The organism is Mesorhizobium sp. DxT (assembly GCF_058448885.1).
The window spans coordinates 13,001-35,527 of record NZ_JBZFLJ010000006.1; the positions used below are offsets into that span (position 1 = coordinate 13,001).

Here is a 22,527-nt window from a genome sequence, read left to right on the forward strand (position 1 = left end):
GTGGAACCGAGCGCGGCGGCTTCACACCTGCCCCTTGAATTAATTGAACGTTCGTTTTATTATCTGACCATCCGGAGAAGATGATGGCGCGAACGGCAGGATCGGACGGTGAAAGGACGCAGGCGGCGATCCGCGATGCCGCCGTGAACCTTATCGCGCGCTACGGCTACGAAGCGGTGTCGATGCGCCAGCTCGCCGCCGAGGTGGGCGTACAACCGGCAGCGCTCTATCGCTATTTCCCGACCAAGGAAGACCTGCTCTACGACCTTATGGCGGCGCATATGAACGCGCTCGTCGCAAGCTGGGAAACCGCCCGGCCGGCTTCCGGGAATGCTACCGCCCTGCTTGCCGCCTTCGTGCGCAACCATATCGACTTCCATGTGAAGCGGCGGCACTCGACCCACGTCAACAACATGGAGTTGCGGTCGTTGTCGCGGGATCGCCTGTCTACGATCCTGCGCCTGCGCGCTGGCTATGAAAAGGAACTGCGGCAAATCCTGCGGCAAGGTGCCGATGCCGGGCTCTTCACGGTCGAGGACGTGACGCTGACAGCGATGGCCATCATCCAGATGGTCACCGGCGTGATCGTCTGGTTCCGCCCGGACGAACGCCTTTCCGTCGCCGAAGTGACGGATACCTATCACAAGATGACGATGCGCCTCGTCGGCGCGCGCAACGCATAAGGGGAGAGACGATGTACGACCATTCGATGAATTTCGGCCTCGGCGAGGATATCGACGCGATGCGCGACATGGTGCGCCGCTTCGCCCAGGAGCAGATCGCGCCGATCGCCGGCGAGATCGATCGTTCCAACGAATTTCCGGCCCATCTGTGGGGTGAAATGGGTGCGCTCGGCCTGCTCGGCATGACGGCCGACCCTGACTTCGGCGGCACCGGCATGGGTTATCTCGCTCATGTCATCGCGATGGAGGAGATCAGCCGCGCGTCCGCGTCCGTCGGGCTTTCCTATGGCGCGCACTCCAATCTGTGCGTCAACCAGATCAACCGTTGGGGCACGCAGGAGCAAAAGGAAAAGTATCTGCCTTCGCTCTGTTCGGGCGAGGCTGTCGGCGCGCTGGCGATGTCGGAGACCGGCTCGGGATCGGACGTGGTGTCGATGAAGCTGCGGGCCGACAAGAAGAACGACCGCTACGTGCTCAACGGCTCCAAGATGTGGATCACCAACGGCCCCGCGGCAAACACTCTGGTCGTCTATGCCAAAACTGAGCCGACGATGGGTTCGCGCGGCATTACCGCTTTCCTCATCGAGCGCGAGATGAAGGGGTTCTCGGTCGCTCAGAAGCTCGACAAGCTGGGCATGCGCGGCTCCGACACCGGCGAGCTGGTGTTCGAGGATGTCGAGGTTCCGTTCGAGAATGTGCTTTACGAGGAGGGCAAGGGCGTCGAGGTGCTGATGTCCGGGCTAGACTACGAACGCGTCGTGCTGTCGGGCGGGCCGCTCGGCATCATGGCAGCCGCTCTCGATGTTGCGATCCCCTATACGCAGGAACGGCGCCAGTTCGGCAGCGCGATCGGCGAGTTCCAGCTCGTGCAGGGCAAGCTCGCCGACATGTACACCACGATGAACGCCTGCCGGGCCTATGTCTATGCCGTCGCGGCGGCCTGCGACCGCAAGGAGACCACGCGCAAGGATGCGGCCGGCTGCATCCTCTACGCGGCCGAGAAGGCGACGCAGACCGCGCTCGACGCGATCCAGCTTCTCGGCGGCAACGGCTACATCAACGACTACCCGACCGGCCGCCTGCTGCGCGATGCCAAGCTCTACGAGATCGGCGCGGGCACGAGCGAGATCCGCCGCTGGCTGATCGGCCGGGAGATGATGGGGGAGTCTGCGTGACGTCGGGCCTTGGCGCTCTAGTTCTTCATTTCCAACAAAATGGAGGCACGACATGCCGCTTGAACAACGCCAGAAAGAGCTCATTTCCGGCAACCGGGCCGATTTTTCCGGTCTGCGCGCGCTGTTCATCAACACCACGTTGACACCCACCGAACAAGGCCGGTCGCACACCGAGACGCTCATGCGCGACGCGATCGAGATCATGTCGGGTTGCGGTGTTTCGACCGACTATCTGCGCGCGGCTGACCACCGGATCGCCTTCGGCGTCCAGCCGGACATGCGCAAGCATGGCGCTGAAGTGGACGATTGGCCGGACCGCATCTGGCCGAAGGTGCGCGACAGCCATATCCTCGTTATCGGCACGCCGATCTGGCTCGGAGAGGAAAGTTCCATCTGCCGCATGATCATCGAACGGCTCTACGCGCATTCGGCGCAGAAAAACGACAAATGCCAGTACATCTACTACGGCAAGGTGGGAGGCTGCATGGTCACCGGCAACGAGGACGGCATCAAGGCCGTGTCCAACACGGTGCTCTATTCGCTGCAACATGTGGGCTACACGGTGCCGCCCCAAGCCGATTGCGGCTGGATCGGCGAGGCAGGCCCCGGCCCCTCCTACGGCGACACGATGGACGACGGGAGCCAGGCCGGCTTCGACAACGACTTCACCCGCAAGAATCTGACCACCATGACCTTCAATCTCATGCACTTCGCGCGCATGCTGAACGATGCGGGCGGCGTTCCCGCCTACGGCAACACGACCGCGCAATAAAAAGCTCACGGGAGCCGCAATGCCCATCATCAAGTCCGAACTCTCGCCCTCCTCCGACGCCTTTAGGGCAAATGCCGAGCGGATGCGCGAGCTCGTCGCCGACATCTCCGACAAGGCCGCGACCGTCGAGCTCGGCGGCAGCGAGGAGGCCCGCGAGCGTCACGTCGCCCGTGGCAAGCTCCTGCCGCGCGAACGCCTGGCCCAGCTGCTCGACACCGGCGCGCCTTTCCTCGAGATCGGCCAGTTCACGGCATGGGGCATGTATGGCGAGGACATCGCCTCGGCCGGCATGATCTGCGGCATCGGGCGGATCGAGGGCACCGAGTGCATGGTCGTCGTGAACGACGCGACGGTGAAGGGCGGCACCTATTATCCGCTGACAGTGAAGAAGCATCTGCGCGCACAGGAGATCGCGTTGCAGAACAATCTGCCCTGCATCTACCTCGTCGATTCAGGCGGTGCCAACCTGCCCAACCAGGACGAGGTGTTTCCAGACCGCGAGCATTTCGGCCGCATCTTCTTCAACCAGGCCAACATGTCGGCTGCCGGCATTCCGCAGATCGCCTGCGTGATGGGGTCGTGCACGGCGGGCGGCGCCTATGTCCCTGCAATGTCGGACGAGACGATCATGGTGCGTAAACAGGCGACCATCTTCCTCGGCGGGCCGCCGCTGGTGAAGGCGGCGACAGGCGAGGACGTAACGGCCGAAGAGCTTGGCGGCGCGGACCTGCATACGCGCGAATCCGGTGTCGCCGACCACTACGCCACCGACGACACGCATGCGCTCGCGATCGTCCGGCGCATCGTCAAGAACCTGAATCGGAACAAGCGGATAGGCGTGACGCTGCGCAAACCGATTCAACCGCTTTACGCACCGGAAGAGATCTACGGCGTGGTGCCCACCGATCTGCGCCAGCCCTACGACGTGCGCGAAGTCATCGCACGCCTGGTGGACGGCTCGGAGTTCGACGAGTTCAAGCAGAACTACGGAACCACACTGGTTGCCGGCTTTGCCCACCTGCACGGCATGCCGGTCGGCATCCTCGGCAACAACGGGGTGCTGTTTTCCGAAAGCGCGCTAAAGGGCGCGCATTTCATCGAGCTGTGCTGCCAGCGCAAGATCCCGCTGATCTTCCTGCAGAACATCACCGGCTTCATGGTCGGACGCAAATACGAGGCAGGCGGCATCGCCAAGGACGGCGCCAAGCTGGTGACGGCGGTGGCGACCGCGCAGGTGCCGAAGCTCACCGTCATCATCGGCGGCTCCTTCGGCGCGGGCAATTACGGCATGTGCGGACGCGCCTACTCGCCACGCTTCCTGTGGATGTGGCCCAACGCGCGCATCTCCGTGATGGGCGGCGAACAGGCAGCGACCGTCCTGGCGATGGTCAAGCGCGAGGGTTACGAGCGCAGAGGTGAGGACTGGTCGGCCGAAGACGAGGCGAAATTCCGCAAGCCGATCCTGATGAAGTACGAGCATGAGGGGCACCCGCTCTACTCGTCCGCCCGGCTGTGGGACGACGGCATCATCGATCCGGCGAAGACCCGCGATGTGCTGGCACTGTCGCTGAGCGCGGCGCTCAACGCGCCGGTGCCGGATACGAAGTTCGGCGTGTTCAGGATGTGACGATGCAGGCTGGCATCCCAAAAGCGAGACGGGCTGCGGGTGCGACCGCCCTATCCGCCGTTCACCAGCGCGAGCACCAGCCGGTGGACGTTGCCGCCGTCGGTCAACTCGACCTGGTCGAATTCGCGGCTGCGACGGCGCTGCTCCTGCGACAGCGGGCCGAGACGGCTCTGCAGCTCGGCGCGCACCTTCTGGCAGTCGGGATCGTTGGGCGCGGACAGACCGACCGAGGTGGCCTCGATCGCCTTGACGAGATCGACGATGAACTCGCCATGGACCTTCTCATGCGCGGTCACACCGGTGACGAAGGTTTCCCACAAACGCCGTGTCGCCGCCGGCATGTCGCCGGACGCCTTCGGCAGGCGATAGATGATGGTCAGGCTCGGACGCGCGGATACCAGCGTGCAGGAGCCGTCCGGCTGCGGACGATAGTCGCGCGACCACAACAGCTTGAAGTCGGTGAACGCGATGGCGCGTCCGACGCCGACCTGCGGCCCGTTCTCACCGATGGACCGGTAGAGATCGATGCCCGAGCTGCCCGATACCCGGTAGTGCTCGATCTTCTCCACCGGCTTCCAGTCGGCATGGGCAGCCGCCGGCATCCATACAATCGCTGCCGCCGCGGCCAGCAATCGCAAACCTCTCGTCATGGCATTTCCTCGCCTGCCTCGCTCGCGCGGCAAGGTAGGGGCAAAGCACCAATCTGCACAACCGCATTCGGCATGGCTATCGTCACGGAGGGCCAACGCCGTTGCAGGATTCCCGTTTCCAGGAGAGCTTCATGTTCGACAAGATCCTGATCGCCAATCGCGGCGAGATCGCGTGCCGCGTCATCCGCACCGCGCGCCGAATGGGCATCGCGACCGTCGCCGTCTATTCGGATGCCGACAGCCGCTCGCTGCACGTGGAGATGGCGGACGAAGCCGTGCATATCGGCGCGTCTCCCGTCGGCGAGAGCTATCTGGTGGCGGCGAAGATTATCGAGGCCGCCAAGGCCACCGGAGCGCAGGCGATCCACCCCGGCTACGGCTTCCTGTCGGAAAACCCCGATTTCGTGGAGGCGGTGGAAGCAGCCGGTCTCGTCTTCATCGGTCCATCGGCGGCATCGATCCGTGCCATGGGGCTGAAGGACGCTGCCAAGCGTCTGATGGAGAAGGCCGGCGTGCCGGTGGTGCCCGGCTATCATGGTGAAGGCCAGGAGATCGTGATTCTCGCCTCCAAGGCACGCGAGATCGGCTACCCCGTGCTCATCAAGGCGCGGGCCGGCGGCGGCGGCAAGGGCATGCGCAAGGTCGATGATCCGGACGCCTTTCCCGAGGCGCTGGCTGCGGCAAAACGCGAGGCCAAGGCGGCGTTTGGCGACGACCGGGTTCTGGTCGAGAAATATGTCGAGAAGCCCCGGCACATCGAAGTGCAGGTGTTCGGCGACAACCACGGCAACGTGGTCCACCTCTTCGAGCGCGACTGCTCCGCGCAGCGGCGGCACCAGAAGGTGATCGAGGAAGCCCCCGCCCCCAGCATGCCCCCCGAGATGCGCGCGGCGATGACCGAAGCCGCCGTGACTGCGGCGCAGGCCATCAACTATTCGGGTGCCGGCACGATCGAATTCATCGTCGACGCCTCGGAGGGGCTGCGGCCCGACCGCTTCTGGTTCATGGAGATGAACACGCGACTGCAGGTGGAACATCCGGTGACGGAGATGGTCACCGGCGTCGATCTGGTCGAATGGCAGTTGCGGGTGGCAAGCGGCGAGCGGCTGCCGAAGCTGCAGGACCAGATTTCGCTGTCGGGCCATGCGTTCGAGGCACGGCTTTACGCTGAGGACGCGGCTAAGGGGTTCCTGCCGGCGATCGGCACCCTGCATCATCTGCATTTTCCGCCGGCAACGGCGGCACTTCGCGTCGAAACCGGCGTGCGCGAGGGCGATTCGATCTCGCCTTTCTACGATCCGATGATCGCAAAGCTGGTGGTTCACGGACCCGACCGCGGTGCCGCACTGGAGGCGTTGGGCGAAGCACTCGCCGCCACGGAAATCGCGGGCTCGGTGGTCAACACTGCGTTCCTCGCAGCACTTGCCAGCGACGTGGATTTCGCAGCCGGCGACGTCGATACCGGGCTCATCGAACGCAAGCAGGCGGAACTGACAGCTTCACACGCTCCGACAACAGGCCAGCTTGCAGCCGCTGCCATTGCAGCCGCCGGAGTCGAGACCAACCCGCAGGCGGTGGACCCTTGGGCATCGCTGGCCGGCTACGCGCATTTCCATGCGCCCGTGCGGCAGGTGCGTCTCTCACATGAGGGCAACGAGATCGTCGCAAAGCTCGCCATCGCAGCCAACGGCAACGCGGCCGTCACCATCGACGGCGCCACGACAACGCAGCCGCTCGCGACCGCCAGGCGGGCCGCACGTTGGCCCGGCCATGTTACGGTGTTTGCCGGTGCGGCCAGCCACACCTTCGCGGTGGCCGATCCGTTCGCCGAAGCCGAAGCGGCGGCGGCTGGCGGTGACGCCCTGCGTGCGCCGATGCCGGGGCTGGTCAAAGTGGTGCGGGCGGCTGTGGGCGATGCGGTCGCCAAGGGCCAGCCGCTATTGGTGCTGGAAGCGATGAAGATGGAGCACACCATTTCCGCGCCGCATGATGGCATCGTCGAAGAGATCGCCACCGAAGGCGCACAGGTTACCGACGGGACCGTGCTGGTGCGGTTCCAGGAGGAAGCCGAGGCCTGAGCCGAAAAAAGCGAAGGCCGCGCCGGCTGTTCCCGCCGGTCGCGACCCTCGCTCATGGTCAAGCCCCGGTGCGCCCGCACCCAACTCGCCATCCCTGTTCATTCCATGAGGCGCGAACGCCGCGCCTCGTAAAACTCAGTGCACGGTCATCCATTCACGGGCCGCGCGAAGCGCCCTTGCGATGTCCTGCTTGCTCATGGTCGCGGCAAGTTCGGCCCGCAGCCCGGCAGCACGATCAGAACCCTTGATCGCGGCAATGTTGAACCATTTGTGGGCGGCGACGAGATCGACGTCGCAGTCGCGTCCGGTGGCATACATCATGCCGAGTTCGAAAAGGATTTCAGCCTGTGCGGTGGAGCCGATGCCGGCTTCAAGCATGTCAAAACGTGCCATGTTCCAGTCCCCTGTGTGTCTCCCGAGAGCCCTTGTTTTGTGCGGGTCCCGTCGTGTGATCCGATGGTTTGGAGAATGCAGCGGAGGCTTGAATCCGTCGTTAAATGGCTTGCTTAATTTGCGGAAAACAAAACTAAAACAAGAAGTAAAGCTCGGATTTCGTTAAGGATAGGAAGCGCGGAGTTCTCCGCATTTCGCCGAAAAGTCGTTGAAAATTGTCCTGCGCCCGCGAAAGCTTTCGCTAACCACGCTCCGGCTTCTTTCGACGATTGCGCGACCGCATGGCGCAGAAAGTCGCGCAATCCTGCCGTGCATGCGGGGTCTTTCGCGGCAACACGAATTCGTTTACGTTTACGTTTGCGTAAGTAACAAGCCCGCGCCGGGATATGAGCCCGTCCGGGATGGGAGGAAAAACATGCTTCGCAGAATTACAGCCACAGCCGCACTGACCCTGATGCTCGCGGGCACCGCGCTTGCCGATCCCATCGAGGGGAACTGGAAGACAGACAGCGGCGCCATCGCCCAGATCGCTGCGTCCGGGGGCAGCTTCATGATTACGCTGCGCAGCGGCGAGCATAATGGCAAACGCATCGGCCAGATGCAGCCGGCCGGAAGCGGCAAATATAAGGGGAAGATCACCGACCCCGCGAACGACAAGACCTATTCCGGCAATGCCACGCTGAACGGCAACAGCCTTGCCATGCAGGGCTGCGTAGCGGCCATCTTCTGCCGCACCCAGAACTGGAAGCGGCAGTAGCTCACGCTGCCGCCGGCGGTCCCGCATGACGCTGGACCGCCGGTCGGGCTCGCGTCCAGCAGTACAATCCTTCGACGGCATGGCTAGGAAAACGTTCGTGCTGGCCTCCCAAGCCGGCGCAAAGCCGCACCAATCAATACCTGCAAGCTTTCGTTAAGGTCGCTGAACGGCAGATGAATGCACATCTCAGCCATGGTTCAGCCGGCTTCTGGCATCTTTCGGTCACAAACGAAGGACACCGCCAGAGATGCTCAGCCGCCGCTTCACAATCGTATGCCTGCTCGTCGCCTCGTTCGGCATGGCGCTCTCCATGCTTGTCGCAGAGGACAGCCGCGCCAACCACGTGCGCCCGACGGGCTTCCTGAGCTGCGATGCCAGCGGCTGCGCCATCCCGGCCCGTCACTGAAGAGGCGACCGATGAACCAGATCGCAAACGCTTTCCCAGGCCTGTTCACCGCGGCATTGCGCGTGACCCTGCTTTTCATGCTGCTGTTCACGCCGCTGCTCGCGATACAGTCCGTGCAGGCCGGTTCGGCCAGCATCATCGAAAGCGCCGGCTCGCCGCAGAAGGGCATCGGTTTCGTGCTGGTCACGAGCCTGCGCCGCCTGTGAATGTCAGGCAGACCGCAAAACAGCTTCAAATGGAAATTGGAGGTGGGGACCCTCGAAACGTCATGACCAAGTCTCTATAATAGGTCATGGAAAAGCGAATCTACCCACAACCCATCGAATCGGTCTCCACGCCGGAGCCCTATGCCCGCCAGAGCTTCACCGACGCGCGCGAGGCCGTCGATGCGCTCAAGGCCCTCTACGACCGCAACACGAGCTTCCTGAGGGACTCGTTCGACAAGCTCGGCGAAAGTGTCGACCAGCAGCGCCGCTATCGCGCCTTCTATCCCGAGGTCGGTGTCTCGACCTCCTCCTACACCCAGATCGACACGCGGCTTTCCTACGGGCACATGGCCGCGCCGGGGCACTACTCGACAACCATCACCCGCCCCGATCTGTTCGACAGCTACCTGACCGAGCAGCTTCGGCTGCTGATGCGCAACCACGGCGTGCCGGTGACGGTGGGCGAATCCGAAACACCGATCCCGCTGCATTTCGCGTTCCTCGAAGGCACGCACGTGGATGCCGGCGTGGCCGACCGCATCCAGCGGCCGCTGCGTGACCTCTTCGACGTGCCCGACCTGAACGCCACGGACGACCACATCGCCAACGGCACCTACGAGCCGCTGCCGGGCGAGCCGATGCCGCTGGCGCCGTTTACCGCGCAGCGCATCGACTATTCGCTGCACAGGCTGTCGCACTACACGGCCACCAGCCCGAACCACTTCCAGAATTTCGTGCTGTTCACGAACTACCAGTTCTACATCGACGAGTTCTGCGTGCTGGCGCGCGAGCTGATGGCCAAAGGCGGCGATGGCTACGAGGCCTTCATCGAGCCCGGCAACGTCATCACGCGTGCCGGCGAGACCATGCCGCACGAAGGCTCGACGCTGACCCGTATGCCGCAGATGCCGGCCTACCATCTGTCCAAGCCGGGCCATGGCGGCATCACGATGGTCAATATCGGCGTCGGCCCTTCCAACGCCAAGACGATCACCGACCATATCGCAGTGCTCCGCCCGCATGCCTGGCTGATGCTCGGCCACTGCGCCGGGCTGCGCAACACCCAGGCACTGGGCGACTATGTGCTGGCTCACGCCTATGTGCGCGAGGACCACGTGCTCGACGACGATCTGCCGGTCTGGGTGCCGATCCCGGCGCTGGCCGAAATCCAGGTGGCGGTGCAGGAGGCGGTGGCCGAGGTGACCGGGCTTTCAGGATACGACCTGAAACGCATCATGCGCACGGGAACGGTCGCGACCATCGACAACCGCAACTGGGAACTGCGCGACCAGCGTGGCCCCGTGCAGCGGCTCTCGCAATCGCGCGCCATTGCGCTCGACATGGAATCGGCCACCATCGCGGCCAACGGTTTCCGCTTCCGCGTGCCGTACGGGACATTGCTCTGCGTCTCGGACAAGCCGCTCCACGGCGAACTTAAGCTTCCGGGCATGGCGACGGAATTCTACAAGCGGCAGGTGTCCCAGCACCTGACCATCGGCATCCGCGCCATGGAAAAGCTCGCCGAGATGCCGGCCGAAAGGCTGCATTCGCGCAAACTGCGCAGCTTTTCGGAAACCGCGTTCCTGTAAGTTCGACGCTCAGCAGAGCGGCGCGGCTGTCTTGATCGCGCCTCAATCTTCGACCATCCGAGCGCCATGGACCGCCTGAGGGGATCAATCATATTGCGGCTGCTGGCCGTCACCACGCTGCTTGGCATCGCGGCTGCGCTGGCGTTCGGCTATCTCGGCTGGATCCATTTCGCGTTCGATTCCTTCTCGCACCTGCGCATTCATCTGGCTGCGGGCCTGCTCGTCTGCGGCGTGCCGTTGCTGGTCTTCCTGCGCTACTGGCCGGAGGCGGCCTTCGCTGCGCTTTTCGGCGCGACGGCAATTATTCAGACCATAGGGCTTTCCGGCCATGCGATGAACGTGAACGCCGCTTCGGCCGAACCGGGCGGCAGTGTCTATCGTTTGGTGCAGCTCAACCTGCGCTACGACAATCCGCGGCCCAACGAAGTCCTGTCGATGATCGGGCGGGAAAAGCCGGATGTGATCACGCTCAACGAAGTCTCGGCCTACTGGATCGAAAAGCTGATCGTGCTCAAGGCCGCCTATCCGTATCAGCTCATCTGTCCGCCGCCTGCCTATATCGGCGGCTCGGCCATCCTGTCGCGTCGTCCGTTCGCCGCAGATTTCGAGCCAGACTGTGGCGATCGGGGCTCGTTCGGCCACGTGATCCTCGACATGAACGGACGGCGGCTGGAGGTTGCGGCGGTACATCTCGGCTGGCCGTGGCCATTCAGCCAGCAATGGCAGGTTCCGCTCATCGAGCCGCTGCTCGCCGAGATCGGCAGCACCGCCATCGTCGCCGGCGACCTGAACGCCGTTCCCTGGAGCCAGACCGCCCAGCGCGTGGCAAGGGCCAGCGGCACGGAGATGATGCGCGGGATCGGGCCGACCTATCTGGACCGCCGCCTGCCGGCCTGGATGCGCCCGTCAATGGGGCTGCCGATCGACCATGTCATGGTCAAGGGTGGCGTGGTGCCGGTCAATGTGCGGAAGCTCGAAGCGGTCGGGTCGGATCACCTGCCGCTGCTGTTCGAATTCATGCTGCTGCCGCAGGAACAGCCGGCAGCCGTGTTGCAGGCGTCGCTGAGCGGTTAGCGAACAGGTTGGCGCGCACGCTACGGCCGGCAACCCCCTATTCGCTGTTCCCCATTCGCTCACATATTCGGATAGACCGGCCCCTCGCCGCCCTGCGGCGGCACCCAGTTGATGTTCTGGTTCGGGTCCTTGATGTCGCACGTCTTGCAGTGGACGCAGTTCTGGGCGTTGATGACGAAGCGCACGTCTATGCCCATGCGGTCGGCGGCCGCGTTGCCGTCGGCATCCACCCATTCATAGACGCCGGCCGGGCAGTACCGTGACGATGGTCCGGCATAGACGTCGTGCTCCGACTGCTTCTGCAGTTCCATGTCCTTGACCTGGAGATGGACCGGCTGGTCCTCCTCGTGGTTGGTGTTGGACAGGAACACCGAAGACAGCCTGTCGAAGGTCAGCACGCCATCCGGCTTGGGATATTCGATCTTCTTGTGCTGCGCGGCGGGCTCCAGCGCGGCCGCATCGGTCTTGCCGTGCTTCATGGTGCCGAAGGGCGAGAAGCCGAACAGCGTATTCAGCCACATGTCGAGACCGCCGAGCCCGACGCCCAGCCACAGGCCGAATTTCGACCACAGCGGCTTGACGTTGCGGACCCTCTTCAGGTCCTTGCCGATGTCGGTGGCGCGCCAGGCTTCTTCATATCCAGCCAGTTCGTCATGCGCGCGACCGGCCGCAACCGCCTCGGCGACATGCTCGGCCGCCAGCATTCCCGACAGCACGGCGTTGTGCGAGCCCTTGATGCGCGGCACGTTGACGAGCCCCGCCGAACAGCCGATCAGCGCGCCACCCGGGAACGAGAGCTTCGGCACAGACTGGTAGCCACCCTCGGTGATCGCGCGCGCGCCGTAGGACAGCCGCTTGGCGCCTTCGAACGTGCCGCGGATCGCCGGATGCGTCTTGAAGCGCTGGAACTCTTCGAAGGGCGCGAGGTAGGGGTTCTTGTAGTTGAGGTGGACGACGAAGCCCACCGCGACCTGGTTGTCCTCGAGATGGTAGAGGAAAGAGCCGCCGCCCGTGCTGCCGCCGAGCGGCCAGCCGAACGAGTGCTGCACGAGGCCGGGACGATGGTTCTCCGGCGCGACCTGCCACAGCTCCTTCAGACCGATGCCGAACTTCTGCGGCTCGCGCCCCTCGCCCAGCGCATATTTCGCAATGAGCTGCTTGGCGAGCGAGCCGCGCACGCCCTCGCCGATCAGCACATACTTTCCGAGCAGCGCCATGCCGGGAGCATAGTTCGGCCCGTGCGACCCGTCGCGCTCGACACCCATGTCGCCGGTGGCCACGCCGATCAGCGATCCGGCATCGTCATAAAGAACCTCGGCCGCGGCGAAGCCCGGATAAATCTCGACGCCGAGCGCCTCGGCGTGGCCGGCCAGCCATCGGCAGACATTGCCGAGCGAAACGATGTAGTTGCCGTGATTGTTCATCAGCGGCGGCATCAGGATGTTGGGCAGCCGGACCGAACCCGCAGGCCCGAGGACGAGGAAATGGTCGTCCGTGACCGGGGTCTTGAACGGATGGTCGCTTTCGTCACGCCAGTCCGGCAGCAGGCGGTCGATGCCGATCGGGTCCACGACGGCGCCGGAAAGGATGTGCGCGCCGACTTCTGCGCCTTTTTCGAGGACAACGACCGACAGGTCGGGATTGAGCTGCTTGAGGCGGATCGCTGCGGCAAGACCGGCCGGCCCTGCGCCGACGATCACCACATCGAACTCCATGCTTTCGCGCTCAATCTCGCTCATAAATCAATCCTCCGCGTCCGCCCGTCGGCACTCAAGCTAATACCCTTTGCGCTCATAGCGCATGTTGGAGAGCGGCGAAACCGCCCGCGACCCAAGGTCTCAGCCTGCGATTTGCCGTCACTCGCCGAAATTAAGCGACGTTAACGTAAACGTCAATCATTGTGAGCTGACTGTCAGTGCCCTGACGCGGGTCGCATGCGCGCTTCTCGCGTGACCCGATCGGCGCTAGAATGCCAAAGGGCAGCCAGCTCCAGAACGGCCAAGATGCCGGCGCCGCGCTGCCGTCGGGAGGATGCATGGCAAGACGCTTGCCGATCCTGCTAACCTTGGCTCAGTCGGTCGCTGTGCTTCCAGCGCTTGGCGCCGACGATCTCGGCCGGTGGCACGCGGGGCCCTACTCCTTCTCCGACGAGATGGGCGGCTTCGCGATCCGCGAAATCTCGGGCACGGGAAGCCCCGAGGACCCGGTGGTGCTGATCCAGGAGCTGGAATCGGCCAGCCCGGTCACGCTGGTCGTCCGCGCGGAGAAGCCCGTTCGCGCCCGCGACTTCTCCGGCAATTACGCGCATGGCTTCATCCAAATGCAGATCGTCGCGCTCAACAACAGCGGACTGCCATGGCTGGAGTTCGAGTTCGAACTGCAGGAGATCGCCGGCGAACCGAGCACCTTCGGAGACGGTCTTTCCTTCGACCAGCGCCGGACGGAGTCGAGCAACATTTCGTCGGACCGATACGCGGAATACAGTCGCGACTTCGAGCCCTATGACCGCCTGATCTTTCGCAACGGATTTACCGATCCGCTGCAAACGGTGACGTTTCGCATCTTCATCACGGATTTCACGCCGCGCTGGGAGTTCTTTCTGGTGCAGGACCCGACCGTGCCCTTCTCCTGAGGCCGGCGCTCGCATAAGATCGAGCTGTGATGTCGATCGCCGACCCGAACCAGCCCCTGCCCGACCTTGCCGATCTGCTCCGCTTCTACGCGGATGCGGGCGTCGACGAGGCGCTGTCCGAGGATCCGGTCGACCGGTTCGAGGAATCGGCGGCGACAACGGCGAGCGCCCGGGCTCCGCAACGGACCGAACCGCCGCCCCGGGAAGCTGCCGCGCAGCCGGCCCAGGCAAGACCGGTTCCCGCGATGGCGGTTCCGGACGAAGCCCAGGCGGCTCGTGCGCGCGAACTCGCGCGGGAGGCCAAGTCGCTGGAGGAACTGCGCGAGATCGTTTCGGCCTTCGACGGCTGCAACCTCAAATTCACCGCCAAGCAGACCGTATTCTCCGACGGAAACCCGCAGGCCGACCTGATGCTGGTCGGCGAAGCGCCGGGGCGCGACGAGGATATAGAGGGATTGCCCTTCGTCGGCCGCTCCGGCCGGCTGCTGGACCGGATGCTGGCGGCGATCGGCGTAGATCGGACCAGCGCCTATATCGCCAACGTCATTCCGTGGCGCCCGCCCGGCAATCGCACGCCGACCCCACTTGAAACGGAAATCTGCCGTCCGTTCATCGAGCGACAGATCGAGCTTGCCGCACCCAAGGTGCTGGTGACGCTGGGCGGACCGTCTGCAAAGGTGCTGCTGCATGCGAGCGAGGGCGTGTTGAGGCTGCGCGGCAAATGGAAGACGCATGCAACTGCTTCAGGCACCGAGATCGCCGCGATGCCGACGCTGCACCCGGCCTATCTGCTGCGAAATCCCGCCCACAAGAAACTTGCGTGGCGGGATCTGCTGGAAGTCAAGGCGAAGCTGGAGACGCTTCGCGGGTAGGCTCATGCCATTGCCGGGCGGGCCTGGCGCAGCGCGGCATACTGGAGCACCGCGAAGAACGCCACCGCGAGAGCCTGTGCCACCACGAAGGCCACACCCAGCATGTTCGGCTCGACGTAGCCAAAAGCGACGATACCGATGCTGGCAAGAACCCAGGCGACGTTTACCAGCACCACGTCGAGCAGCACCATCCGCGACAGGCTCTGGCGGCGCGAAAGCACCACGAGCAGCGCCACCCAGGGCAGCAGAACGATGCCGGCCCAGAACAGCAGCGAGACCGGCAGGTTCAGGAACGGCCCAAGCAGGCCGGCGCCGGCTGCCATCAGCACGGCGGCTGCACCCGAAACGACGGCGTCGAGCAGGAGCGTGTTCCTCAGGAAAGAGTTCATCGGAATGGTCATGGTCGTTCTCCCTTGGTTGAAACTGTGGGCTGGCCTGCTGTCTTGAGCCGTTGGCCAACCCGATGGCCGGGAAGATGACCGCATTTCCGATCGCTGGCGATTACGCATCAGGTAATAGGAAATCGCACCTCGGACGGATAGATTTCGATGACCAACGACATCATCCGGGGAAGAAGCGATGAACACGATGCAGCCGGGCGCGGGTACGCTGATCAAGGAATGGCGGCAGCGCCGCCGCATGAGCCAGCTCGATCTTGCGCTCGAGGCCGAAATATCCCAGCGCCATCTCAGCTTTCTGGAAAGCGGCCGTTCATCGCCGTCGCGCGAGATGGTCCTGCGGCTTGCCGAGCGGTTGGCCGTGCCGCTGCGCCAGCGCAACCAGATGCTGGTCGCTGCCGGCTTCGCGCCGATCTACGGCGAGCGCAACCTGGAGGACGACTCCTTCAAACCGGCACTGGCGGCGGTCGAACTGGTGCTCAAGGGCCACGAGCCCTATCCGGCCATCGCCGTCGACAGGGGCTGGAACATGGTGCTTGCCAACGCCGCCGTCGGACCGCTGCTGGCGGGCATCGAAGACCAGTCGCTACTCGCACCGCCTGTCAACGTCTTGCGGCTAACGCTTCACCCTAAAGGGCTCGCACCACGGGTCGTCAACCTCGACGAATGGCGCAATCATCTGATCGAGCGCCTAAATTTGCAGATCGAGGCCTCAGCCGACCCGGCGCTCGAAGCGCTGGAAAAGGAACTCTCGGCCTATCCGGGCCGCTCGCGCGGCAACGGCAAGGCGTATGACGCGGCCGCCAATGTAGCAGTGCCGCTGCGCCTGCGCGCCGGAGACGAGGTGCTGTCTTTCATCAGCACGATAACGGTGTTCGGTACACCGCTCGACGTGACGCTGTCGGAGATAGCTATCGAATCATTCTTCCCCGCGGACGCGCGCACAGGCGAGCTTCTGCGTGCGCTCGCTTCCGGCGGGTAGGCCTGCGCCCTATTGCGGCGGCGCGACCTTGCGCGCCCTGCCCCGCTCGAGCCCCAGTTGCCGCTCGCGCCAGATGATGAAGATGCCGGCGGCTACGACGATCAACCCGCCGACGATGGTGTAGACAGTAGGCAGATCGCCGAAGGCCAGATAGCCCACCGCGATGCCCAGTATCATGGACGAATATTCGAACGGCGCGACAGTGGAGGCTTCCGCGTAGCGGTAACTCTCCGTCATCAGGATCTGGCCCAGCCCACCGCAAATGCCCGCTCCGACGAGCAGCGCAGCCTGTGAGGCCGAGAGCGCGGCCCATCCGAAAGGCAGCGTCAGCAGCGCCATGAAAGAGGCCGTCAGCGAAAACCACAGCACGATGGTCGCGGTTTTCTCGGTCTGGACCAGCCGGCGCACCAGCAGCATGGCAACCGCGGAGACAGCAGCGCCGACAAGGGCAGCCGCGACACCCAGCGCCTGCTCGCTCTCCATGCCAGCCGCGCCGGCGAACAGCGTCAGATTCGGCCAGGAGATGATGACCACGCCGAACAGGCCGACGGCGACCGCCGTCCAGCGATAGACGCGGATCGTCTCGCCCAGAAACAGCGCGCTGAAAACGACGACCAGCAGCGGCTGGGCGTAGTTGAGGGTGATTGCCTCCGGCAAAGGCAGCCGGGTCAGCGCGAAGAAGCCGAGCCCCATGGCGCTGACGCCAACCACACCACGCGCGATATGACCCAGAGGATTGGACGTGTGCAGCGCAGTGCGCAGTTCTTGACGCCAGGCCAGCATGGCCAGAATCGGCAGAATGGCAAAGAACGAACGGAAAAAGACGATCTGCCCTGCCGGCAACTGCCCCGCCGCCTTGATGAGCGCGGACATGGCCACGAACACCGAAACGGAAACGATCTTCATCGCTATGCCGCGCAGCGGATTGGTGCCGCCGGCAACGGCCGACGAAGATTGTTGTACGGCCATGGCGGATCAGACCGGCCTGTCAGGGCCGGCGGAACAGGATATGGGCATCAACAGGAACTCATCTGGACGAGCGGGCCTCGGCGAGCGCCTGCCATACGCGCTGCGGCGTGGCGGGCATTTCGATATGGCCGATTCCGCACGCCCTGTGAAGCGCGTCGGTCACGGCATTCATCACCGCCGGGGTCGCGCCGATGGTTCCGGCCTCGCCTGCGCCCTTGATGCCGAGCGCGTTGGTGGTCGAGGGCACGTTGCGGGTCTCGAAATGGAAGGACGGCACGATGTCCGCGCGCGGCATGGCGTAGTCCATGAAGCTGGCCGTCAGGAGCTGCCCGTCTTCCGAATAGACCGTGTCCTCGGTGAGCGCCTGGCCGATGCCCTGAACCACACCACCATGGACCTGCCCCGCGAGCAGCACCGGGTTCACGGTAGCCCCGAAATCGTCGACGATCGTGTAGTTGACGATTTCGATCTGGCCGGTCTCCGGCTCGATCTCCAGCTCGCAGATATGCGTGCCGTTCGGGTAGGTCGCCTCGTCCTGGACGAACTCGCCGAAGCCCTTGACGTCGTCTGGCGACTTGGCGGCCTTGGCAATTGCGGAGAAGTCGATCCGCCGGTCGGTGCCGACGATACGCGCCTCGCCATCGACGAGTTCTATGTCGGCGGCCGCCGCTTCGAGCTCGTCGGCTGCTATCTTCCTGATCTTTTCGGCGAGATCCTCGCCGGCCCGCGCTGCCGAAACGCCACCCAGCGGGATCGAGCGCGAGCCGCCCGTGCCGCCGCCCTTGTCCAGCCGGTCGGTGTCGCCCTGGTGCATACGCACCTGCGTCACGTCCAGTCCGAGCTTGTCGGCGATCAGTTGCGCATACGCGGTCGCATGGCCCTGACCGTTGGACTGGGTGCCGATCAGCAACGTCACGACGCCGTCGTCCCCCAACTCCACATGGGCGGGCTCTGAACCGGCAAAGGCGCAGGCCTCGATATAGGTCGCCATGCCGATGCCGCGCAGCCGGCCCGATGCCTTCGACTGCTCGAGGCGGGCTTCGAAGCCCGCCCAGTCGGCGCGCTCCATCGCCTGGTTCATATGGCCTTCGAATTCGCCGACATCGTAGTTGCGGCCGGTCTGTGTCCGATAGGGAAACTGGTCCGGCCTGATGAAGTTGCGTCGCCGGATCTCATGCGGCGAGAGATTGAGGTCGCGCGCGCAGGCATCCACGAGCTTTTCGACCAGGAATGCCGCTTCCGGCCGTCCCGCACCGCGATATGCGTCTACCGGGCAGGTGTTGGTGTAGACGCCGGTGATCGCCACATCGAGCGCCTCGATGTCGTAGACGCCGGTGGACATGCTGGCGCCCACATAGGGGATGAACGGCCCGAACTGATGCGTGTAGGCGCCCATATTCGCCGCCAGTCGCACGCGAAGCCCGAGAAAACGACCGTCAGCGTCCATCGCCATCTCGGCCTCGACCACATTGTCGCGGCCTTGCGCATCCGTCAGGAAATGCTCGGTGCGGTCGCCCGTCCATTTCACAGGTCGCCCGAGCCGCTTCGCTGCCTCCAGTACCAGCGGGTATTCGCGGTAGACGAAAACCTTCGGGCCGAAGCCACCGCCGACGTCGGGGGTGATGACACGCAACTTGTCGTGCGAAATGCCAAATACCTGGTCCGCGATGATGCGCTGCATCGAATGCACGCCCTGGGACCCGGTCGTCAGGGTCATACGTCCGTCGGCCTCGTTCCACTCGCCGATCGCGGCGCGCGCTTCCATGTAGTTGCAGACCAGACGATTGTTGGCGAATTCGATGCGCGTGACATGTGCGGCACCCCCAAAGGCAGCATCGGCTTTGGTCTTGTCGCCAATGGCGTATTCGAACGCCTTGTTTGTGCCATGCTCGGGCCAGACCAGTTCCGCGCCGTCGTCGAGCGCCTCGGCGGTGCCGGAAACGGCGTCTTCAGCCTCGAAATCAATCTCGATGAGTTCCGCGGCATCCTGCGCCTGCGCCCGCGTATCGGCAACCACAAAAGCAACCGCATCACCGACATAGCTGACGCGATCACGGCACAGGATGGGAATGTCGCGGCCGGGCGGACGCGAGCCGTCGGGCTGTTTCTGCATGCCCCCGGTCTTCAGGTCGCCCAGATGTGCAATGTCAGCGCCGGTCAGGACCAGATGCACGCCTTCCGCAGCGCGCGCCGCCTCGACGGATCCGATCCGGAACGTCCCCTTCGCAATCGGTGAGCGCAGCACGTATCCATGGACAGTGCCGTCGGGCGAGATATCGTCCGTATAGCGGCCCTTGCCAGTGATGAAAGCCTCGTCCTCGACGCGCAAAACGGACGCGCCCATTCCGAACTTCGGAGTCATAACGTTCATGACGATTTCCCGGAAACGATCTGTCGACCATTGTGAGATAGGTTCGCTGTCAGTTTTGTCGAGCGTCGGGATCATGTAAAGAGCACGGCACCCGATTGTTGCGCGGTCAGGCCGCGCCACCAGCAGGAACGACAGCGCATGCGCAAGGACACAGGCCAGATTTTCCGGATCGAGGACTATCGGCCCAGCGATTTTATCATTCCCACCACGCGACTTACCTTCGTGCTGGACGGCGACGCCACCGTTGTGACGGCAGAGCTGGAGATCGAGCGCGGCGAAGGCGCGACTGCAAATGCGCCGCTGGTGCTCGAAGGCGACGAGTTGGTGTTTGAGAGCCTGGCCGTAGACGGAAAGTCAGCGGACGCGTCGTCGTTCGAGGTGACGCCACAGCGGCTGACCATCGCCCGGCCTCCCCAGGCACAGCGCTTCAGCGTGACGATCAAGACCAGGCTGGACCCAGCCCGCAATAGCACGCTGATGGGTCTTTTCCGCTCGAACGACGTCTATTGTACCCAGTGCGAACCCGAGGGCTTCCGCCGGATCACGTATTTCGTCGACCGTCCGGATATGCTGTCCATCTATACGGTGCGGATCGAAGCGGACCGGAAGGACGCGCCGCTACTGCTGTCGAACGGCAATCTGGTCGAAAGCGGAACACTGGATGGCGGGCGCCACTTCGCCGTCTGGCACGATCCCTTCCCCAAGCCGTCCTATCTCTTCGCTCTCGTTGCGGGCGACCTGGCGGTGCTGCGCGACGAGTTCGTCACGGCATCCGGCCGCAAGGTCGCGCTCGGCATCCATGTGGAACATGGCAAGAAGGAGCGCGCCGCCTACGCGATGGATGCCTTGAAGCGCTCGATGAAATGGGACGAGGAGGTTTTCGGGCTCGAATACGACCTCGACATCTTCAACATCGTGGCCGTGTCCGACTTCAACATGGGCGCGATGGAAAACAAGGGGCTCAACATCTTCAACGACAAGTATGTGCTTGCCGACGAAGAGACCGCCACAGACGCCGATTTCGCCAATATCGAGGCGATCATCGCTCACGAATACTTCCACAATTGGACAGGAAACAGAATCACTTGCCGTGATTGGTTCCAGCTTTGCCTGAAGGAAGGGCTGACGGTCTTCCGCGACCACGAGTTTTCGGCCGACCAGCGCTCCCGCGCGGTCAAGCGCATCGCCGAAGTGCGGACGCTGCGGGCCCACCAGTTCCCCGAGGACCAGGGGCCGCTCGCGCATCCCGTGCGTCCGCGCAGGTACCGCGAGATCAACAACTTCTACACGGCCACGGTCTACGAAAAGGGTTCCGAAGTGGTGCGCATGATCCGCACCGTGCTGGGAGCCGACGATTTCCGGAAGGGCATGAAGCTCTACATCAGCCGGCATGACGGCGATGCGGCGACGATCGAGGATTTCCTGAAGGCCTTCGAGGATGCATCGGGACGCGACCTCTCACAGTTCGCGCTCTGGTACCATCAGGCCGGCACGCCGAACCTCTCGATTTCCAGCGTTCATGATGCGGAGCGCGGGGAGTTCCGCATGGAGATCGAACAGTCCGTGCCGCCGACACCGTCGGAAAGCCGCAAGCGCCTGATGCATATTCCGCTCGCGTTCGGTCTTGTCGGAGAGGATGGAAAAGACATCGAACCAACGAGCGTCGACGGCGCCAGCGTTGAGGATGGCGTCATCCATGTGAAGAAGCGGCGGCATCTCGTGCGCTTCCATGGCGTGAAGAGCCGCCCGGTGCTATCGCTCAATCGCGGCTTCTCCGCGCCGATCACGCTGTCGGTCGAGCAACGCCCCGAAGACCTGCTGTTCCTTGCGCGCAACGACAGCGACCTGGTTGCCCGCTGGCAGGCACTGACGACGCTGTTCACGCAATCGCTGATACAGGGCTTTCGCATGGTGCGCGGCCAGAAGCAGCCGGAGTTCGACGGCAGCCTGGTCGAAGCAGCCGGCGAGATCGCCGCCGACCGGACGCTGGAGCCAGCCTACCGCGCGCTTGCGCTCACACTGCCGGCGGAGGCCGACGTTGCCCGCGAGATCGGAGCCAACATCGATCCGGACGCGATCTTCATCGCCCGCGAAGCGTTGACGGATGCGATAGCACGGCAAAACCGCGAAACCTTCCGCAGGCTATATGCCGAACTGGACGATGGCTCCACATTCAGCCCCGATGCGGAAAGCGCCGGCCAACGGGCTTTGCGCAACACCTTGCTCGGCTATCTCTCGGCTGCGGACGACGATCCAGCGCTTGCCGCCGCACAGTTCGACGAGGCAACGAACATGACCGACAAGGCGGCGGCCCTGACAGTGCTCGCGCACAGGTTCGCCGGCCATGACGCGACGAAGCGGGCGCTTGATACGTTCGAAGCGCAATATGGCGACGACCCGCTGGTGCTCGACAAATGGTACCAGACGCAGGCAACGGTTCCCGGCGAGGCTGCGCTCGACCTCGTCAAATCGCTTACACGCCACAAAGGCTTTTCGCTCGCCAATCCCAATCGCGTGCGGGCATTGATCGGAACGTTCTCGACGCTCAACCAGACCGGTTTCCACCGCGCCGACGGTGAGGGCTACCGCTTTTTCGCCGAGACGGTGCTGGAGATCGAGAGGCGGAACCCGCAGCTGGCGGCACGACTGGCGACGGCGCTGCGCTCGTGGCGCTCTCTCGAACCGAACCGGCAGGCAGCAGCCCGGGAAGCGCTGCTTGCGATTGCGGCGCCGAAGGACCTTTCCAGCGATCTGCGCGACATTGTCGAGCGGACCCTGGCGTAGGTGTTCGCGGGATGCTGACGCGACACGCGATCTAAGCGCAGCCGACAGGTAACGAATTCGTAACTTTCGGCGCGCGGCCACTAGACAGCGCGAATCACGTCTGATTCTT

General features: G+C 63.9%; 20 protein-coding genes. 14 read left to right on the plus strand and 6 right to left on the minus strand.

Annotated elements, in window-relative coordinates; translation table 11 throughout:
• The first annotated feature begins 83 nt into the window (after positions 1-83).
• The 4 genes from ACVJNE_RS12520 to ACVJNE_RS12535 are packed head-to-tail and all read left to right on the plus strand — an operon-like array spanning position 84 to position 4,257.
• A complete protein-coding gene (locus ACVJNE_RS12520) occupies positions 84-683 on the plus strand; it encodes a TetR/AcrR family transcriptional regulator (protein WP_499565987.1) in 600 nt (199 codons plus the stop codon).
• An 11-nt stretch (positions 684-694) separates the two neighbouring features.
• Entirely contained in the window at positions 695-1,858 is a 1,164-nt protein-coding gene (locus tag ACVJNE_RS12525) for an isovaleryl-CoA dehydrogenase (protein ID WP_499565989.1), read from the plus strand.
• Positions 1,859-1,910: 52 nt separating this feature from the next.
• Positions 1,911-2,630, plus strand: coding sequence for a flavodoxin family protein (locus ACVJNE_RS12530; protein WP_499565991.1), 720 nt, complete (start codon positions 1,911-1,913; stop codon positions 2,628-2,630).
• A gap of 19 nt (positions 2,631-2,649) precedes the next feature.
• The gene (locus ACVJNE_RS12535) at positions 2,650-4,257 is read left to right on the plus strand and encodes a carboxyl transferase domain-containing protein (RefSeq protein WP_499565992.1); all 1,608 of its coding nucleotides are present in this window, start codon (positions 2,650-2,652) and stop codon (positions 4,255-4,257) included.
• A gap of 50 nt (positions 4,258-4,307) precedes the next feature.
• On the opposite strand, the gene ACVJNE_RS12540 is transcribed toward ACVJNE_RS12535, so the two are convergent.
• Positions 4,308-4,907, minus strand: coding sequence for a DUF922 domain-containing Zn-dependent protease (locus tag ACVJNE_RS12540; protein ID WP_499565994.1), 600 nt, complete (start codon positions 4,905-4,907; stop codon positions 4,308-4,310).
• A gap of 131 nt (positions 4,908-5,038) precedes the next feature.
• Here ACVJNE_RS12540 and ACVJNE_RS12545 point away from each other — a divergent pair, with 131 nt between their 5' ends.
• Positions 5,039-6,985, plus strand: a complete 1,947-nt coding sequence (locus tag ACVJNE_RS12545; RefSeq protein ID WP_499565996.1) for an acetyl/propionyl/methylcrotonyl-CoA carboxylase subunit alpha — start codon at positions 5,039-5,041, stop codon at positions 6,983-6,985.
• Positions 6,986-7,120: 135 nt separating this feature from the next.
• Here the strand turns inward: ACVJNE_RS12545 and ACVJNE_RS12550 are convergent, their stop codons facing one another.
• On the minus strand, positions 7,121-7,378 hold the full coding sequence (locus ACVJNE_RS12550; protein ID WP_173190324.1) for an SEL1-like repeat protein: 258 nt from the start codon (positions 7,376-7,378) through the stop codon (positions 7,121-7,123).
• A 415-nt stretch (positions 7,379-7,793) separates the two neighbouring features.
• Between ACVJNE_RS12550 and ACVJNE_RS12555 the strand changes: the two genes are divergently transcribed.
• From ACVJNE_RS12555 to ACVJNE_RS12575, 5 genes are all read left to right on the plus strand, one after another.
• Positions 7,794-8,135 carry a DUF2147 domain-containing protein gene (locus ACVJNE_RS12555; protein WP_499565999.1) on the plus strand — a complete coding sequence of 114 codons (342 nt, stop codon included), beginning with the start codon at positions 7,794-7,796 and terminating at the stop codon, positions 8,133-8,135.
• A gap of 247 nt (positions 8,136-8,382) precedes the next feature.
• Positions 8,383-8,541: a hypothetical protein gene (locus tag ACVJNE_RS12560; protein ID WP_173190320.1), complete on the plus strand. Its 159-nt coding sequence runs from the start codon at positions 8,383-8,385 to the stop codon at positions 8,539-8,541.
• 11 nt (positions 8,542-8,552) lie between these two features.
• Positions 8,553-8,747, plus strand: a complete 195-nt coding sequence (locus tag ACVJNE_RS12565) for a hypothetical protein (RefSeq protein WP_499566001.1) — start codon at positions 8,553-8,555, stop codon at positions 8,745-8,747.
• Positions 8,748-8,833: 86 nt separating this feature from the next.
• Positions 8,834-10,336 (plus strand): AMP nucleosidase, encoded by a 1,503-nt coding sequence (locus ACVJNE_RS12570; RefSeq protein ID WP_499566003.1) that lies wholly within the window; start codon positions 8,834-8,836, stop codon positions 10,334-10,336.
• A 66-nt stretch (positions 10,337-10,402) separates the two neighbouring features.
• Positions 10,403-11,410: an endonuclease/exonuclease/phosphatase family protein gene (locus tag ACVJNE_RS12575; RefSeq protein WP_499566004.1), complete on the plus strand. Its 1,008-nt coding sequence runs from the start codon at positions 10,403-10,405 to the stop codon at positions 11,408-11,410.
• A 59-nt stretch (positions 11,411-11,469) separates the two neighbouring features.
• Here ACVJNE_RS12575 and ACVJNE_RS12580 read toward each other — a convergent pair whose 3' ends face one another.
• Positions 11,470-13,149 (minus strand): electron transfer flavoprotein-ubiquinone oxidoreductase, encoded by a 1,680-nt coding sequence (locus ACVJNE_RS12580; RefSeq protein ID WP_499566006.1) that lies wholly within the window; start codon positions 13,147-13,149, stop codon positions 11,470-11,472.
• A 296-nt stretch (positions 13,150-13,445) separates the two neighbouring features.
• On the opposite strand from ACVJNE_RS12580, the gene ACVJNE_RS12585 reads away from it, so the two are divergent.
• Both ACVJNE_RS12585 and ACVJNE_RS12590 read left to right on the plus strand, forming a co-directional pair.
• Entirely contained in the window at positions 13,446-14,042 is a 597-nt protein-coding gene (locus tag ACVJNE_RS12585) for a hypothetical protein (RefSeq protein ID WP_499566008.1), read from the plus strand.
• A gap of 29 nt (positions 14,043-14,071) precedes the next feature.
• Complete coding sequence (locus tag ACVJNE_RS12590; RefSeq protein WP_499566010.1) at positions 14,072-14,914, plus strand: uracil-DNA glycosylase; 843 nt, start codon at positions 14,072-14,074, stop codon at positions 14,912-14,914.
• A gap of 2 nt (positions 14,915-14,916) precedes the next feature.
• Here ACVJNE_RS12590 and ACVJNE_RS12595 read toward each other — a convergent pair whose 3' ends face one another.
• Entirely contained in the window at positions 14,917-15,315 is a 399-nt protein-coding gene (locus ACVJNE_RS12595; RefSeq protein WP_499566012.1) for a hypothetical protein, read from the minus strand.
• A gap of 178 nt (positions 15,316-15,493) precedes the next feature.
• Here ACVJNE_RS12595 and ACVJNE_RS12600 point away from each other — a divergent pair, with 178 nt between their 5' ends.
• Complete coding sequence (locus tag ACVJNE_RS12600) at positions 15,494-16,294, plus strand: helix-turn-helix domain-containing protein (protein WP_499566014.1); 801 nt, start codon at positions 15,494-15,496, stop codon at positions 16,292-16,294.
• 9 nt (positions 16,295-16,303) lie between these two features.
• Here ACVJNE_RS12600 and ACVJNE_RS12605 read toward each other — a convergent pair whose 3' ends face one another.
• Complete coding sequence (locus tag ACVJNE_RS12605; RefSeq protein WP_499566016.1) at positions 16,304-17,263, minus strand: DMT family transporter; 960 nt, start codon at positions 17,261-17,263, stop codon at positions 16,304-16,306.
• Between the two features lie 58 nt (positions 17,264-17,321).
• Positions 17,322-19,634 (minus strand): xanthine dehydrogenase family protein molybdopterin-binding subunit, encoded by a 2,313-nt coding sequence (locus tag ACVJNE_RS12610; RefSeq protein ID WP_499566018.1) that lies wholly within the window; start codon positions 19,632-19,634, stop codon positions 17,322-17,324.
• Between the two features lie 138 nt (positions 19,635-19,772).
• Here ACVJNE_RS12610 and pepN point away from each other — a divergent pair, with 138 nt between their 5' ends.
• The gene (gene pepN, locus ACVJNE_RS12615) at positions 19,773-22,418 is read left to right on the plus strand and encodes an aminopeptidase N (protein ID WP_499566020.1); all 2,646 of its coding nucleotides are present in this window, start codon (positions 19,773-19,775) and stop codon (positions 22,416-22,418) included.
• The last annotated feature ends 109 nt before the right edge of the window (positions 22,419-22,527 follow it).

Coding starts and splice junctions, on each gene's coding strand:
- ACVJNE_RS12520 (WP_499565987.1), top strand. CDS start 84: ATGGCGCGAACGGCAGGATCGGACGGTGAAAGGACGCAGGCGGCGATC.
- ACVJNE_RS12525 (WP_499565989.1), top strand. CDS start 695: ATGTACGACCATTCGATGAATTTCGGCCTCGGCGAGGATATCGACGCG.
- ACVJNE_RS12530 (WP_499565991.1), top strand. CDS start 1,911: ATGCCGCTTGAACAACGCCAGAAAGAGCTCATTTCCGGCAACCGGGCC.
- ACVJNE_RS12535 (WP_499565992.1), top strand. CDS start 2,650: ATGCCCATCATCAAGTCCGAACTCTCGCCCTCCTCCGACGCCTTTAGG.
- ACVJNE_RS12540 (WP_499565994.1), bottom strand. CDS start 4,907: ATGACGAGAGGTTTGCGATTGCTGGCCGCGGCGGCAGCGATTGTATGG.
- ACVJNE_RS12545 (WP_499565996.1), top strand. CDS start 5,039: ATGTTCGACAAGATCCTGATCGCCAATCGCGGCGAGATCGCGTGCCGC.
- ACVJNE_RS12550 (WP_173190324.1), bottom strand. CDS start 7,378: ATGGCACGTTTTGACATGCTTGAAGCCGGCATCGGCTCCACCGCACAG.
- ACVJNE_RS12555 (WP_499565999.1), top strand. CDS start 7,794: ATGCTTCGCAGAATTACAGCCACAGCCGCACTGACCCTGATGCTCGCG.
- ACVJNE_RS12560 (WP_173190320.1), top strand. CDS start 8,383: ATGCTCAGCCGCCGCTTCACAATCGTATGCCTGCTCGTCGCCTCGTTC.
- ACVJNE_RS12565 (WP_499566001.1), top strand. CDS start 8,553: ATGAACCAGATCGCAAACGCTTTCCCAGGCCTGTTCACCGCGGCATTG.
- ACVJNE_RS12570 (WP_499566003.1), top strand. CDS start 8,834: ATGGAAAAGCGAATCTACCCACAACCCATCGAATCGGTCTCCACGCCG.
- ACVJNE_RS12575 (WP_499566004.1), top strand. CDS start 10,403: ATGGACCGCCTGAGGGGATCAATCATATTGCGGCTGCTGGCCGTCACC.
- ACVJNE_RS12580 (WP_499566006.1), bottom strand. CDS start 13,149: ATGAGCGAGATTGAGCGCGAAAGCATGGAGTTCGATGTGGTGATCGTC.
- ACVJNE_RS12585 (WP_499566008.1), top strand. CDS start 13,446: ATGGCAAGACGCTTGCCGATCCTGCTAACCTTGGCTCAGTCGGTCGCT.
- ACVJNE_RS12590 (WP_499566010.1), top strand. CDS start 14,072: ATGTCGATCGCCGACCCGAACCAGCCCCTGCCCGACCTTGCCGATCTG.
- ACVJNE_RS12595 (WP_499566012.1), bottom strand. CDS start 15,315: ATGACCATTCCGATGAACTCTTTCCTGAGGAACACGCTCCTGCTCGAC.
- ACVJNE_RS12600 (WP_499566014.1), top strand. CDS start 15,494: ATGAACACGATGCAGCCGGGCGCGGGTACGCTGATCAAGGAATGGCGG.
- ACVJNE_RS12605 (WP_499566016.1), bottom strand. CDS start 17,263: ATGGCCGTACAACAATCTTCGTCGGCCGTTGCCGGCGGCACCAATCCG.
- ACVJNE_RS12610 (WP_499566018.1), bottom strand. CDS start 19,634: ATGAACGTTATGACTCCGAAGTTCGGAATGGGCGCGTCCGTTTTGCGC.
- pepN (WP_499566020.1), top strand. CDS start 19,773: ATGCGCAAGGACACAGGCCAGATTTTCCGGATCGAGGACTATCGGCCC.